A 12,636-nucleotide genomic window follows, 5' to 3' on the forward strand; every position below is an offset into this window, starting at 1 on the left:
TGCGCGATCAGTCCGCGATGAACGCGAGAATGTCGGCGATGAGTTCCCGCTGGTAGGCGCCGAAGATGCCGTGCGGGGCGCCCGGATACACCTTCAGCGTCCCGTCCTTGACGAGCTCGATCGACTTCAGCGCCGAATCCGCGATCGGCACGATCTGGTCGTCGTCGCCGTGGGCGATGAAGATCGGCACCTCGAGCGCCCGCAGATCCTCGGTGAAATCGGTCGCCGAGAACGCGGCGACGCACTCGTAGGCGGCCTGGATCCCCGCGAGCATGCCCTGGCGCCAGAAATCTTCCTGCGCGCCCTGGGAGACCGTGGCGCCCTCGCGGTTGAAGCCGAAGAACGACGGGGCGAGCTCTCGGTAGAAGTTCGAGCGGTCGGCCAGCACACCGGCGCGGATGTTGTCGAACACTTCCATCGGCAGCCCGTCCGGGTTGGCCTCGGTCGCGACCATGATCGGCGGCACCGCGCCGATGGTGACGACCTTCGCTACCCGGTCCCTGCCGTGCCGAGCGGCGTAGCGAACGACCTCGCCGCCGCCGGTCGAGTGGCCGATCACGACGACATCGCGCAGGTCGAGCGCTTCGATGAGCTCGGCGAGGTCGCGCGCGTAGGTGTCCATGTCGTTGCCCTGCCACGGCTGCGACGAGCGCCCGTGACCACGGCGGTCGTGGGCGATGACGCGGTAGCCGGCGTCGGCGAGGGTCTTGCGCTCCAACGCCCAGGCGTCGGAACTGAGCGGCCAGCCGTGGCTGAAGACAACAGGCCGGCCGGTGCCCCAATCGGAGTAGTAGATCTCGGTGCCGTCGGAGGTGGTGAAGAAGGACATGGCGCTCCTGTCGAAAAGCGAACGGATAGGTTGCCCATAGTTGTCGGGCGCGCGTTCGCTGTCGCCTACCGGAACGGCCGCGCATCCCGCCATTTCGGACAAGCAGTAGATTTGGCGGCATGTCTGCCACCCCGGATCGATTCCGCCACACCGCATCCAGTGCGACACGGCGTATCGGGTTTCTCCTGTTCGACCGGGTCAAAGCGCTCGACTACGTGGGTCCGGCGGAGGTCTTCATCGAAGCCAACCAATTCGCCGACGCCTACGAGGTGATGCTGTTCTCGCCGACCGGTTCGCCCGTCCACAGCTCGGTGGGCCCCGGGGTTGCCGTGACCGCGGCGGCGGCCGACGCGCCCCCGTTGGACACCCTCGTCGTCCCGGGCAGCGAGGTGTGCCCCAGCGACTTCGTCCAGCCGGATCTGGTCGAGTCCGCGCGCCTGCTGGCGGCGCGCAGCCGGCGGGTCGTCTCCATCTGCAGCGGCGCCTTCGTGCTCGCCGAGCTGGGCATGCTGGACGGTCGCAGCGCGACCACGCACTGGAAGTTCGCGGCCGAACTCGCGCGCCGGTATCCGCGGGTCGACGTGCAGGCCGACCGGATCTTCGTGCGGGACAGCGATATCGCGACGTCGGCGGGCGTGGCGGCGGGGATCGACCTCGCGCTCGCCTTGGTGGCCGAGGATCTGGGCAGCTCCCTCGCGCGTCAGGTCGCCCAGGGCCTGCTGGTCTACCTGCAGCGTTCCGGCGGCCAGACGCAGTTCTCCACCCCGCTGCGCGCCGCCGCCTTGCCGCCGGGTCCGGTGCGCGCGGTGACCGATCTGATCGCCACGGACCCGGCGAAGCGCTACAGCGTGCAAGAACTCGCGCGGCACGTGAACGTGAGCCCACGCCACCTCACCCGGCTCTTCGCCGAGGAAGTAGGCCTGAGCCCGGCCGAATACGCGGCGGGCGTGCGCTTCGATCTGGCCCGCACCGCGCTGGAGGCGGGCAGCTCGGTCAGCCGGGCGGCCGCCGAGGCCGGGTTCGCCAGCGCCGAGGCGCTGCGCCGGACCTTCATCGCGCGGCTCGGGGTCTCACCCTCCGACTACCGGCGCGGTTTCCGGACCGAGTCGAGCGTGCAGCGCGTCTCAGCGTGATGTCGGTGGGGCGATCTGCCAGTGCTGGTTCAGCGCGCCCGCGATCTCGGGGAGCACGGTGATCGGGATTCGCTTGGCGCGCAGCATTTCCCGGATCTCGCTCACCTGTTCGCGTTTGCGCATGTCGTAGGCGCCCGAGACCGGGCGCACCACCGGGGGAATCGAGAGCAGGACCAGTTCGTCGGCACCCGCGCCGGTCAGGTCGAGGGCGAGGGACCAGCGGGAGCGCTCGTCGAGGGTGAAGCGGCCCGCGACGACGCTGTCCCACGGCACGGTCGCGGCCCGGAACGGGGTTCTGGCGTAGATGGCGTGCTCGGTGAGCTCGACGACATCGCGCACGAACAGCGCCACACCGGCCGCGACCCCCGCGATCGCGCCCACCAGGAACCCGGTGACGACCCGGTTCACCCCGAACATCGCCAGGAACAACCCGACGATGCCCGTGGTGACCAGCACGCCGATCAGGCAGTAGAACAGGCTGCGGGCAGCGGGCACGACACCGGCGCGCACGGTGGCCATGCGGACCTCCTTCTCGACGACTCGCGGCCCACCTTAACGGTTACGACCCGAGCGATACCGCCGCCTCGGAGGTCTCCACCAGGAAGGTGAAGGTCTCCTGGAAGTACAGCTTGACGGTGTCGGCGTCGTGGCTGAGGTAACCGATCGACAGGTCCTGCCCCACCGCGAGCTCGAAATCGCCGCCGCGGGTGGTGAGCGCGAACCCGCCGGTGATCGCGGGCGCCCAGATGATCTCCCCGTCGATCAGCCGCTCGATGTGGGTGCGGATCGGGTGGCCGTGGTCGGAGGTCTCGCTGACCTGGGTGTACAGCTCGGCGCTGAGCACCACCGAGTACGGACCTTGCACGCCGGCCAGCCGCAGGCCGGTCAGCGCGTGCGAGATGGCGTCGGGGATGTCGACGACATTGCTCGGCAGCTCGACCGGGGCGTTGGAGGCCGCGGCGCGGATACCGGTGATGCCCGCGGCCGCGTAGCTCTCGAAGATCGCGCGGTCCTCGGCGAAGGCGATCTTCTGGGCCGCGTCCTTGAGGTTGTCCAGATCGGCATCGGGCGCGCCGCGCTCGATGTCGTCGAGTTCGGAGCGTTTCAGCGTGAACGGCACGCGGAGTTCGACCAGCGGCTGCACCACGCGCTGATGGGCGACGACGCCCTCGTCGGGTGAGGAGATCGAGGTGAGCCTGCCGCGGTTGAGCGCCGAGTAGGCGACGCCGTGTGGGCCGGACAGGTCGACGACACGACGGCCCGCGATGTTGCGCTTGAACGTGCGGGTGGCCTCCTCCTCGATCTGGGCCCAGGCCTCGCCGCTGATCGGCGCGAGTTCGCGATGCAGGTTGTTCATTCACATACTCCTTTTCATCGTGCCGATGGCGAGTGAGCCGTCGGAGTCGGCCGCCGCGGCGTTCGCCTGCTCCACCGGGGCGAATTCGGGCAGGGAATCGGACTCTTCTTCGGTGGCGACGGATTCGGGTGCGTCGGGCAGGTCGTCGAGGAAATCGACGGTGGGGGTGAAGAACAGGGTGCCGGTGACCGCGAAGGAGAAGTCGAGGATGCGGTCGTAGGCGGCCTCCTCGGTACCGAGGAACATGCGCTCGAGCATGCGCTCGGTGACGCTCGGGGTGGCGGCGTAGGCGATGTAGTAGGTGCCGAACTCGCCGGTGCCGATGGTGCCGAAGGGCATGTTGGCGCGCATGATCTGACGCTCGGTGCCGTCGGGGTCGACCATGGTGTTGACGGCGACGTGTGAGTCGGCAGGCTTCACGTCGTCGGGCAGTTCGTAGTCGGCGAGCTTGGTGCGGCCGATCACCCGCTCCTGCTCCTCGATCGACAGCGCGTTCCACTGGTCGAGCGGGTGCGTGTACTTCTGCACGATCACGTAGCTGCCGCCGGTGAATTCGGGATCCTCGTCGCCGATCAGGGCCGCCGAGGCCGCGGCCTTGCCCTCGGGATTCTCGGTGCCGTCGACGAAACCGAGCAGATCGCGCTGCTCGAAATAGCGGAAGCCGACCGTCTCGTCGACGATCGTGGCCGCGCCGCGCAGCCGCTCACCGATCACCATGGCCAGCTCGAAGCACGGGCCCTGGGTCTCGCCCCTGATGTGGAAGAGCAGGTCGCCGGGGGTGGCCGGCGCGCTGTGGATGGGGCCGCTGTAGCCCGGGAACTCGTGCAGCTCAGCGGGTTTGGGCCCGACGAAGAGCCTGTCCCAGGCCGCGGAGCCGATCGAGGTGACGCAGGTCAGGCCCTCACCGGGCACCCGGAAGCCGATGGACCGGCGCAGGCCGGAGATGTCGGCGAGCAGGTCGCGGACCGTCGCCTCACCGCCCTCGTCGATGGTGGCGACCAGGAAGATGGCGGCGGGCGTGAGTGGATCGAGGATCGGCTGTGGCTCACCCATGGCGTCCAGAGTAGAGCGCCGCACCGACACGGTCGCGGCACACCGGGCGTGTCAGCGACCGAGTGACCCTTCCTACTTCGCGACGCTCAGCAGAAACGCGACGTCGTCGAGCGCCTTGACGCTGTGCCGGGCGCGCGGGACGACGATGAGATCGCCCGCCGAACCCTTCCACTCGTCGGTGCCCGCGATCAGCACCAGGGTGCCGCTGAGGACCTGGATCGTGGCGTCGCCGTTGTTGTCGTGCTCGGCCAGGCTCTGTCCCTCGGTGAGCGCGACGACGGTCTGGCGCAGCGCATGGGTGTGGCCGCCGATCACGGTCTGCGAACTCCGGCCGCTCGTGGAGGTGGCCGCCAGCTTCAGCTGTTGACGGGCCACCGCGGTCAGCGATTTCTTGTCCATGACATCGCGCCTTTCGCAGGCTTCTCGCGGGGCTGGTATCGGTGAGTATGCCCGAGACCCCGCCCGCGGTCGGGCGTTTTGCCCCGACCGTTAGCCAGGCGTTGTCAGGCCCTGACGTAGCGGCGAATGCGGTAGCGGAGGCCGGTTTTCGACTCGCGCCACGGCGTGTCGCCCGCCTGCCACTCCGGCCCGATCGGCGGTGCGAACGCGTCGCCCGCGACGGTCGTGTCGACCTCGGTGACCAGCAGTGTTGTCGCCAGCGGCAGGGCTTCGCGGTAGATCTGGCCGCCGCCGGCGATCCACACGTCGACCTCGCCGGCGAGGGTCAGCGCGTCGGGCAGCGACGCGGCACGCTCGGCGCCGTCGGCGGACCAATCAGGCTGCCGGGTGACCACGATGTTGCGGCGGCCGACCAGCGGCCGGAACGACGTGGGCAGCGAGTCCCAGGTGCGCCTGCCCATGATCACCGGGTGACCGATGGTCACGTCCTTGAAGTTGGCCATGTCCTCGGGGACACGCCAGGGGATCGTGTTGTCGACCCCGATGACCCCATTCGCGGCCTGCGCCCAGATCAGGCCGATCTCGCGACTCACACCGCCACCGGCGCCTTGATGCCGGGGTGGTGCCGGTAGCCGCTGATCTCGACGTCTTCGTAGACGTAGTCGAACAGGCTCGTCGCCGGGCGCAGGTGCAGCGTCGGGAACGGGTACGGCTCGCGGCCGAGCTGCTCGCGCACCTGGTCGACGTGGTTGTCGTAGATGTGCACGTCACCGCCGGTCCAGATGAACTCGCCCGGTTCCAGCTCGGTCTGCTGGGCCACCATCAGGGTGAGCAGGGCGTAGCTGGCGATGTTGAACGGCACGCCGAGGAACAGGTCCGCGCTGCGCTGGTAGAGCTGGCAGGAGAGCTTGCCGTCGGCCACGTAGAACTGGAAGAAGGCGTGGCACGGGGCGAGCGCCATCTTGTCCAGATCGGCCACGTTCCAGGCCGAGACGATCATCCGGCGCGAATCCGGGTCGGTGCGCAGGGTGTGCAGGACCTGGGCGATCTGGTCGACATGGGTGCCGTCGGGGGTGGGCCACGAACGCCACTGCACGCCGTAGACCGGACCGAGCTCGCCGTGCTGATCGGCCCACTCGTCCCAGATGGTGACCCCGTGCTCGCGCAGCCAGGACACGTTGGAATCGCCGCGCAGGAACCACAGCAGCTCGTAGACGATGGACTTGAGATGGACCCGCTTGGTGGTGATCAGCGGGAAGCTCTCGGCCAGGTCGTAGCGCAGCTGGTGGCCGAAGATGCTGCGGGTTCCGGTGCCGGTGCGATCGGCTTTGGGCGTGCCGCGTTCGAGCACGGTCCGGAGCAGATCCTCGTACTGCGTATCAGGGGTGGCCACGCCTGGCGATTCTACGGTGCGCGGCACCTGGCAAGCTCTCCGCGTATGCGCAAGCTCTACGTGATCGGCATCGGTGCGGGCGACCCCGACCAGGTGACGATGCAGGCAGTCAAGGCCATGCGAGAGGCCGACGCCTTCTTCGTCATCGGCAAGGGCGACGAGAAGCGGGAACTCGTCGAGGTGCGCACCGCGATCCTGGCCGAGCACGTCGCGGGGCCGCACCGGATCATCGAGATCACCGATCCGCCGCGCGAGCGCACCCCCGACGACTACACGGGCGTGGTGCGGGACTGGCACGAACGCCGCGCCGAACTGCTCGGCGCCGCCTTCGACGAGGTCGACGGGGTCGGCGCGATCCTGGTGTGGGGTGATCCGGCGCTCTACGACAGCACGCTGCGGATGGTCGAGCTGGTGCTGGCGGGCGGGCGCGCGTTCGACTACGAGGTGATCCCCGGTGTCACCAGCGTCGCCGCGCTGGCCGCCCGGCACCGCATGGTGCTGCACCGGATCGGTGAGCCGGTGCACGTCACCACCGGCCGCAGGCTGCGCGAGGACGGGCTCGGCGCGGGATCGACCGTGGTGATGCTCGACGGCGACTGCGCGTTCACCGACCTCCCCGCCGACGGCGTGCACATCTGGTGGGGTGCCTACCTCGGCATGCCCGACGAGACCCTCATCGAGGGCCCACTCGCCGAGGTGGGCGAGCGAATCGTCACCCGCCGCGCGGAACTGCGGGCCGCCAAGGGCTGGATCATGGACGTCTACCTGCTGCGTCGACGCTGACCCGGCGGCGCGCGGGCCGCTAAACTGGCGCTGTGCCCGAGCTACCCGAGGTGGAGGCGCTGGCGCAGTTCCTGCGGGATCATGCGGTCGGCGCGGTGGTGGGGCGAGTCGACGTGGCCGCGTTGAGCGCGGTGAAGACGTTCGACCCGCCGGTCACGGCGCTGTCCGGGCGCGATGTCACCGGCGCGGGGCGCTGGGGCAAGTTCCTCGGGATGGACTGCGGCGGCCTGTGGTTGATCACGCATCTGTCCCGCGGCGGCTGGTTGCGCTGGGTCGACGAGCCGAATCCGTTGCCGCCCAAGCCGGGTGGCAAGTCGCCGCTGGCCCTGCGGGTGCACTTCTTCACCCCGGAGGGCGCGACGCCCGCGATCGATCTGACCGAGGCGGGGACCAAGAAGCGGCTCGCGGTGTACGTCGTCGACGATCCGAAGCTGGTGCCCGGCATCGCCCGGCTCGGGCCGGACGCGCTGGCCGTCACCGAGGACGAGTTCGCGGCGTTGCTGAAAGGCACCTCCCAGCGGATCAAGACCGCCATCGTCGATCAGACGCTGCTCGCGGGCATCGGCAACGCCTACTCCGACGAGATCCTGCACACCGCCAAGATCTCCCCGTTCGCCAATACGAAAACGATGTCGGCGGAGACGGTTTCGCGACTGTACGCCGCGATGCGCGAGGTTCTGCTCGACGCGGTGGAACGCTCCGTCGGCCAGGACGCCGCCCGGCTCAAGGGCGAGAAGCGTTCCGGCATGCGGGTACACGCGCGGACCGGGCAGAAGTGCCCGGTCTGCGGTGACATCGTGCGCGAGGTGTCCTACGCGGAGCGCTCGTTCCAGTACTGCCCGACCTGTCAGACCGGCGGCAAGATCCTCGCCGACCGGCGCATGTCGCGGCTGCTCAAGTAGCGCGCCGCTCGCGCCAGGCCTCCAGCAGGCGCAGCCAGAACTCGCTGACGGCGGGAAACGCCGGGACGGCGTGCCACAGCGTGTCGAGCGGGACCCGGCCGACCACCGCGATGGTCGCCGCGTGCAGCTGCTCACCCATGTCGGGGCCGACGAAGGTCGCGCCGAGCAGCCGGTTCTCGGCGGTGTCGACGACGAGTTTCGCGTGCCCGGTGAAATCGTCACGCGACAGCGCCGAACCGGCCACGGCGACATCGAGTTCGACGGTGTCGACGGCGTAGCCCGCGGCCCGCGCGTCGTGTTCGGTGAGGCCGATCGAGGCGTGCTCCGGCGAGGTGTACACGACCTGCGGGACCTGCTGATGATCGGCGCTCGCGGCGAAGCGCGCGCCGTCGAGGGGCCTGCCCTCGGCCCTGGCGGCGATCACGTCACCGCAGACCCTGGCCTGGTACTTGCCCATGTGCGTCAGCGCGGCCCGGTGATTCACGTCGCCGACGGCGTAGAGCCACGCACCGGGGACGTCGCGGGCGGTCAGCTGATCGTCGACCTCGACATAGCCGGGCGGCAGGCCGACCGCGTCCAGGCCGAGGTGCTCGGTGGCGGGGGCGCGGCCGGTGGCGACGATAAGCTCGTCGACTTCGAGTTCGCCGTCGTCGAGCACGAGGGTCACGGGTCCGCCGTGGATGCGGCCGATCCCGGTGTCCGCCGGATCGCGCCGGGAGACCAGGCTCGGTTCGGTGTGCAGCCGCACGGTGACGGCGCCGGTGTCGCGCAGTCCGGCCAGCACCATGTCGGAGGCGAAGCGTTCGGCCCTCGGCAGCAGGCGGTCGCCGCGGACCAGCACGGTGACCTCGGCGGCGCCGAGTTCGGCCAGCCAGGTCGCGGTCTCGCAGGCGACCACACCGCCGCCGATGATCGCGACGCGGCGGGGGACGACGGTCAGGTTGGTGGCGTCGCGCGAGGTCCACGGCAGTGCCTCGCGGAGGCCGGGGACATCGGGAACGACGGCCGTGGTTCCGGTGGCGAGCACGACCGCGTGCCTGGCCCGCAGGACGCGCACGCCGTCGTCGGTGGCGACCTCGACGAGCCGCTCACCGACGAGTCTGCCCGCACCGCGGATCGGCTCGATCTTGGCCGATTTCGCCCAGTCGACCTGCGACGAGTCGTCGCGATCGTGCACGAACTGGTCGCGCCGCGCGAGCACGTCGGCGACCTGGGGCCCGCTCACGCTCACGCCGGGCATCGCCTTGCCCAGACCGAGCACGGCACCCGGGCGCAGCAACGCCTTGCTGGGGATACACGCCCAGTAGCTGCATTCGCCGCCGAACAGCTCCCGCTCGACCAGCGCGGCGGTGCGGTCGCTGCCTGCGATGGCGTAGGCGGCCGCGTTCTCTCCCGCGGGGCCACCGCCGATGACGATGACGTCGTATTCGGCCTCGCTCACTGCAGGTAGCCCTCGACTTCACGGGGCGAGCGCAGTCCGGTGTCGTCGGCCGATTCGTCGGCGCCGGCGCGAGCGCGCCGCTGCCGCAACAGATCCCACGCCTGGTCGAGCATCACTTCCAGCTCGGCCAGCTGCTGCCGTTCGGCGACGGGGTCGATCTCGCCCGCCGTGGCCTTGGCGCGCAGCGCGTGCTCGTCGTCGACCAGCTGCTTGATCCGCGCGAGGATGTCCTGATCGTTCATCTGCTCACCGCTTCCATACTCGGAGGGGTCGTGCCGAACCGTGACTCCCGGTCCATGCTACGACCGCGCGGGCGTGCTCAGGTGAGGCAATCCGCGGCGATCGGTACCGCGGTGGCCAGCTCGGTGGTGCTCGGCGCGGTGTAGCCGATGGCGACGCCGAAGCGGTGCGGTTCGCCCAGGTGGTTGTCGGCGAGGCCGTTGAGCAGCACGCCGCGAGCGTGCGCGGCGGCGATCGCGGCACGTTCGGCGGCGGCGTCGGGGAGCTGGACGACCACGTGCGAGCCCGCGTCGTCGCCGAGGACGGGCAGGCCACGCTCGACGAGCGCGCCGACGACGAGTGCCCGGCGCGGCGGCACCACGCGGCGCAGGCGGCGCAGGTGCCGGGCCAGGTCGCCGTGCCTGGCGAACTCGCTGAGCACCCGCTGGCCCGCCGGGCTCGGGCCGGTGCCGGTCTCGGTGCGGTAGGCCAGCACGGCGTCGGTGATGTCCGGGCGGGCGACGAGCCAGCCGACGCCGAGGGAGGTGGTGAGGATCTTGCTGGTGGTGCCCAGGTGCACGACCACGTCGGGCGCCATGGCCGCCAGCAGCGGCAGCGGCGCGGTGTCGTAGCGCAATTCGCCGTCGTAGTCGTCCTCGATGACGAAGACGCCCGCCGCCCGCGCGTATTCGATCAGCGCCACCCGGCGCGCGGCGGGCATGCGCGCGCCCAGCGGAAACTGGTGTGCCGGTGTGCAATACACCGCGCGGACGCCGGGCGGGATCAGGTCGACGCGCATGCCGTCGTCGTCGACGGGCACCGGGAGCACGCGCACGCCCGCGGCACGGAAGGCGCCGACCGCGCGCTGGTAGCCGGGGTCCTCGAAGGCGACGCTGTCGCCGGGGCGCAGCAGCGCGGCGGCCAGCTCGGCCACCGCCGCGCTGGTGCCCGCCGTGGCCAGCACCGATGCCGGTTCGGCGACGAGGCCGCGGTGCCGGAGCAGGTGCTCGGCCACGGTCACCCGGAATTCCGGTTCGCCGGCGCGGTCCTTGCGGGCCGCCGCAGGGAGATCGCCCGCGGCCCGCCAGGCGCGGCGCCAGGCCGCCGGGTCGACGGCGTCGGTGCAGGGCGCGCCGGGCCGGAGGTCGAGCAGACCGGTCTCGGGGACGGCGCCGGGGCCCGGCGCGGTGCGCGGTGGGGCCGCCGCGGGCGCGGTGCGCAGGTAGGTGCCGGAGCCGCGGCGTCCGGCGATCCAGCCCTCGGCGTGCAGCTGGTCGTAGGCGGTCGAGACCACCGCGCGGCTCACCCCGAGTCGTTGCGCGAGCGCCCGCGAGGACGGCAACCGGTCGCTGACCCGCAGCACGCCGCCGGTCGCCGCGGCGCGCAGGGCATCGGCCACCTGCACCGACAGTGGTTCGGAGGCGGATCGGTCGAGCGGGATCGGCAGTTCGTCGAGCATCGGCGGCACCTCGAATTGGCCTGTTGATCTACTGTCGAATTGGACCTGTGCGCGGTCCACTCTACCGGCGAGGCTGGAAGACATGACCACGCACGACACCCACCGCCCGCCCCTGTCGCCGACCCCGCGCAGCACCATCACCCGGTACCGGGAGCGCGGCAGCTCCGATCGCGCCGACCTCGACGCGGTGCTCGACGCGGGCATCGTCTGCCACCTCGGTGTGCTGCTCGGCGGCTCGCCGGTCGTACTGCCGACCATCTACGGCCGCTCCGGCGACACGCTCTACCTGCACGGCTCCACCGGCGCGGGCAACATGCGCGCCGCGATCGACACCGACATCTCGTTGACGGTGACGCATGTCGACGGTCTGGTGTACGCCCGCTCGGCCATGCACTTCTCGATGAACTTCCGTTCCGCCGTCGTCCGCGGCAAGGCGGTGCTGGTCACCGACGAGGCCGAACGGCTCGAGGCGCTGCGGCTGATCGTCGAGCAGGCGGCGCCGGGCGCCTGGGACCGGGTGCGTCCGCCGAACCGCAAGGAGATGGCGGCCACCATGGTCCTCGCGCTCGACCTGACCGAGGCGTCGGTGAAGGTCCGCACCGGCGGCCCCGGTGACGACGAGGCCGATATCGCCGCCGGTGGCGTCTGGGCCGGTGTGTTGCCGCTGCGCCAGGTGTGGGGCGAGCCCATCGGCGCGGACAACCTCGAGCCGGGGGTGGACGTGCCCGCCGACGTCGCCGCCAGGGTCGCGCCAAGCGCCGTCCCCGCGTGAGCAACCGCGCCGGTCCGGCTTTGGTCCACCGGTCGACCGGCGCGCCGCCCGGCGATGAGCCCCGGTCGAGGTGCCGGGGATCGGCGGCGGGGCCGGGTACGGTCCGTCGCATGGCCGACGGGAAGACAGGGGAACGACCGACGCGGCGGTCCTTCACCGCGGAGCGGGTGGTGGACGCCGCGCTCGGGCTGCTCGACGAGGGCGGGCCGGGCGCGCTGTCGGTTCGCGCGGTCGCCGCGCGGCTCGGCGTGCGTCCGAACGCCGTGTACACCTACGTCGCCAGCCGGGCGGAGCTGGAACGCGCGGTGACCGAACGGGTCCTCGCGACGGTGCCGCTGAGCCCACTCACCGACCCCGGCGTGGAGTGGACGGCCGCGGTGATCCAGTTCGCCCTCGGCCTGCGCGATCAACTGCGCGCGCACCCCGCCGTCGCGACGCTGATGATGGCGGGCCCGCTGGACGGACCCGCCGCGCGCGATGTCGGCGAGGCCATGTTCACCTGCCTGGCCCGCGGTGGTCTGCCTGCCCAGACCAGGGCGCACGGCGTCCACGCGGTGATCGTCCAGGTGCTGGGCGCGATCGCGCTGGACGTGGCCGAGACCGACGGAAAGCCGCCACTCCCCGCCGATTCCGAGCGTCTCGCGCAGCGCAGGGCCCGAATGGGCGATGTCGACCCGCACCGGTGGCCCCGCACCGCGGCCCACCTGGACGAGATGGCGGCGTGGAACTCCGTCGACCAATTCGTCTGGGGGCTGCGAACTCTGCTCGTGGGCATGACCGCGGCCTGATCGTCGGGCGCCGCTGGTGGAACTTCGCGGCGCTGTGGTCTGCGCCCTGCGCGGTGCGACCGCCGGGCCTGTGCGGCGTACCGGGATTCCATGGCCCCTCCGCCTTGG

The 12,636-nt window shown here is 71.0% G+C and carries 15 protein-coding genes; 5 read left to right on the forward strand and 10 right to left on the reverse strand.

The window, feature by feature from the left end; genetic code table 11:
• Positions 1-7: 7 nt before the first annotated feature.
• Positions 8-829 (reverse strand): alpha/beta hydrolase, encoded by an 822-nt coding sequence (locus tag AB0H56_RS02435; RefSeq protein WP_357156282.1) that lies wholly within the window; start codon positions 827-829, stop codon positions 8-10.
• A gap of 119 nt (positions 830-948) precedes the next feature.
• On the opposite strand from AB0H56_RS02435, the gene AB0H56_RS02440 reads away from it, so the two are divergent.
• Positions 949-1,962 (forward strand): DJ-1/PfpI family protein, encoded by a 1,014-nt coding sequence (locus tag AB0H56_RS02440; RefSeq protein ID WP_357156284.1) that lies wholly within the window; start codon positions 949-951, stop codon positions 1,960-1,962.
• On the opposite strand, the gene AB0H56_RS02445 is transcribed toward AB0H56_RS02440, so the two are convergent.
• The 6 genes from AB0H56_RS02445 to AB0H56_RS02470 form a co-directional block, all read right to left on the reverse strand.
• Positions 1,954-2,481 carry a hypothetical protein gene (locus AB0H56_RS02445; protein ID WP_280220961.1) on the reverse strand — a complete coding sequence of 176 codons (528 nt, stop codon included), beginning with the start codon at positions 2,479-2,481 and terminating at the stop codon, positions 1,954-1,956. The two genes, AB0H56_RS02440 and AB0H56_RS02445, sit on opposite strands and share 9 nt — an antisense overlap.
• Before the next feature lie 40 nt (positions 2,482-2,521).
• Entirely contained in the window at positions 2,522-3,319 is a 798-nt protein-coding gene (locus AB0H56_RS02450) for a family 1 encapsulin nanocompartment shell protein (RefSeq protein ID WP_110039682.1), read from the reverse strand.
• Positions 3,320-4,372, reverse strand: a complete 1,053-nt coding sequence (locus AB0H56_RS02455; protein WP_357156287.1) for a Dyp-type peroxidase — start codon at positions 4,370-4,372, stop codon at positions 3,320-3,322.
• 72 nt (positions 4,373-4,444) lie between these two features.
• On the reverse strand, positions 4,445-4,771 hold the full coding sequence (locus tag AB0H56_RS02460) for a cupin domain-containing protein (protein WP_110039684.1): 327 nt from the start codon (positions 4,769-4,771) through the stop codon (positions 4,445-4,447).
• A gap of 104 nt (positions 4,772-4,875) precedes the next feature.
• Positions 4,876-5,364, reverse strand: a complete 489-nt coding sequence (locus AB0H56_RS02465) for a dihydrofolate reductase (RefSeq protein WP_357156289.1) — start codon at positions 5,362-5,364, stop codon at positions 4,876-4,878.
• Positions 5,361-6,164, reverse strand: coding sequence for a thymidylate synthase (locus tag AB0H56_RS02470; RefSeq protein ID WP_357156291.1), 804 nt, complete (start codon positions 6,162-6,164; stop codon positions 5,361-5,363). Before AB0H56_RS02470 ends, AB0H56_RS02465 begins: the two co-directional genes overlap by 4 nt.
• Before the next feature lie 45 nt (positions 6,165-6,209).
• On the opposite strand from AB0H56_RS02470, the gene cobF reads away from it, so the two are divergent.
• Together cobF and AB0H56_RS02480 are read left to right on the forward strand one after the other, a co-directional pair.
• Positions 6,210-6,947 (forward strand): precorrin-6A synthase (deacetylating), encoded by a 738-nt coding sequence (gene cobF / locus AB0H56_RS02475; protein WP_357156293.1) that lies wholly within the window; start codon positions 6,210-6,212, stop codon positions 6,945-6,947.
• A 32-nt stretch (positions 6,948-6,979) separates the two neighbouring features.
• Positions 6,980-7,849 carry a DNA-formamidopyrimidine glycosylase family protein gene (locus AB0H56_RS02480; RefSeq protein ID WP_357156295.1) on the forward strand — a complete coding sequence of 290 codons (870 nt, stop codon included), beginning with the start codon at positions 6,980-6,982 and terminating at the stop codon, positions 7,847-7,849.
• Here AB0H56_RS02480 and AB0H56_RS02485 read toward each other — a convergent pair.
• The 3 genes from AB0H56_RS02485 to AB0H56_RS02495 form a co-directional block, all read right to left on the reverse strand.
• Complete coding sequence (locus tag AB0H56_RS02485; RefSeq protein WP_357156297.1) at positions 7,842-9,290, reverse strand: NAD(P)/FAD-dependent oxidoreductase; 1,449 nt, start codon at positions 9,288-9,290, stop codon at positions 7,842-7,844. The genes AB0H56_RS02480 and AB0H56_RS02485 overlap by 8 nt on opposite strands.
• Positions 9,287-9,532, reverse strand: coding sequence for a DUF2630 family protein (locus AB0H56_RS02490; protein ID WP_357156298.1), 246 nt, complete (start codon positions 9,530-9,532; stop codon positions 9,287-9,289). The genes AB0H56_RS02485 and AB0H56_RS02490 overlap by 4 nt, the downstream gene beginning before the upstream one ends.
• Positions 9,533-9,609: 77 nt before the next feature.
• Positions 9,610-10,968, reverse strand: coding sequence for a PLP-dependent aminotransferase family protein (locus AB0H56_RS02495; protein ID WP_357156300.1), 1,359 nt, complete (start codon positions 10,966-10,968; stop codon positions 9,610-9,612).
• An 82-nt stretch (positions 10,969-11,050) separates the two neighbouring features.
• Here AB0H56_RS02495 and AB0H56_RS02500 point away from each other — a divergent pair, with 82 nt between their 5' ends.
• Both AB0H56_RS02500 and AB0H56_RS02505 read left to right on the forward strand, forming a co-directional pair.
• A complete protein-coding gene (locus AB0H56_RS02500) occupies positions 11,051-11,740 on the forward strand; it encodes a pyridoxamine 5'-phosphate oxidase family protein (protein WP_357156302.1) in 690 nt (229 codons plus the stop codon).
• A 110-nt stretch (positions 11,741-11,850) separates the two neighbouring features.
• Complete coding sequence (locus tag AB0H56_RS02505; protein WP_357156304.1) at positions 11,851-12,528, forward strand: TetR/AcrR family transcriptional regulator; 678 nt, start codon at positions 11,851-11,853, stop codon at positions 12,526-12,528.
• Positions 12,529-12,636 lie beyond the last annotated feature (108 nt).

Origin of the sequence: Nocardia sp. NPDC050717 (assembly GCF_040654275.1) — a bacterium.
GTDB lineage: Bacteria > Actinomycetota > Actinomycetes > Mycobacteriales > Mycobacteriaceae > Nocardia.

Excerpts from the sequence above, each read along its gene's own strand:
- AB0H56_RS02435 (WP_357156282.1), bottom strand. The coding sequence starts at position 829 with ATGTCCTTCTTCACCACCTCCGACGGCACCGAGATCTACTACTCCGAT.
- AB0H56_RS02440 (WP_357156284.1), top strand. The coding sequence starts at position 949 with ATGTCTGCCACCCCGGATCGATTCCGCCACACCGCATCCAGTGCGACA.
- AB0H56_RS02445 (WP_280220961.1), bottom strand. The coding sequence starts at position 2,481 with ATGGCCACCGTGCGCGCCGGTGTCGTGCCCGCTGCCCGCAGCCTGTTC.
- AB0H56_RS02450 (WP_110039682.1), bottom strand. The coding sequence starts at position 3,319 with ATGAACAACCTGCATCGCGAACTCGCGCCGATCAGCGGCGAGGCCTGG.
- AB0H56_RS02455 (WP_357156287.1), bottom strand. The coding sequence starts at position 4,372 with ATGGGTGAGCCACAGCCGATCCTCGATCCACTCACGCCCGCCGCCATC.
- AB0H56_RS02460 (WP_110039684.1), bottom strand. The coding sequence starts at position 4,771 with ATGGACAAGAAATCGCTGACCGCGGTGGCCCGTCAACAGCTGAAGCTG.
- cobF (WP_357156293.1), top strand. The coding sequence starts at position 6,210 with ATGCGCAAGCTCTACGTGATCGGCATCGGTGCGGGCGACCCCGACCAG.
- AB0H56_RS02490 (WP_357156298.1), bottom strand. The coding sequence starts at position 9,532 with ATGAACGATCAGGACATCCTCGCGCGGATCAAGCAGCTGGTCGACGAC.
- AB0H56_RS02495 (WP_357156300.1), bottom strand. The coding sequence starts at position 10,968 with ATGCTCGACGAACTGCCGATCCCGCTCGACCGATCCGCCTCCGAACCA.
- AB0H56_RS02500 (WP_357156302.1), top strand. The coding sequence starts at position 11,051 with ATGACCACGCACGACACCCACCGCCCGCCCCTGTCGCCGACCCCGCGC.
- AB0H56_RS02505 (WP_357156304.1), top strand. The coding sequence starts at position 11,851 with ATGGCCGACGGGAAGACAGGGGAACGACCGACGCGGCGGTCCTTCACC.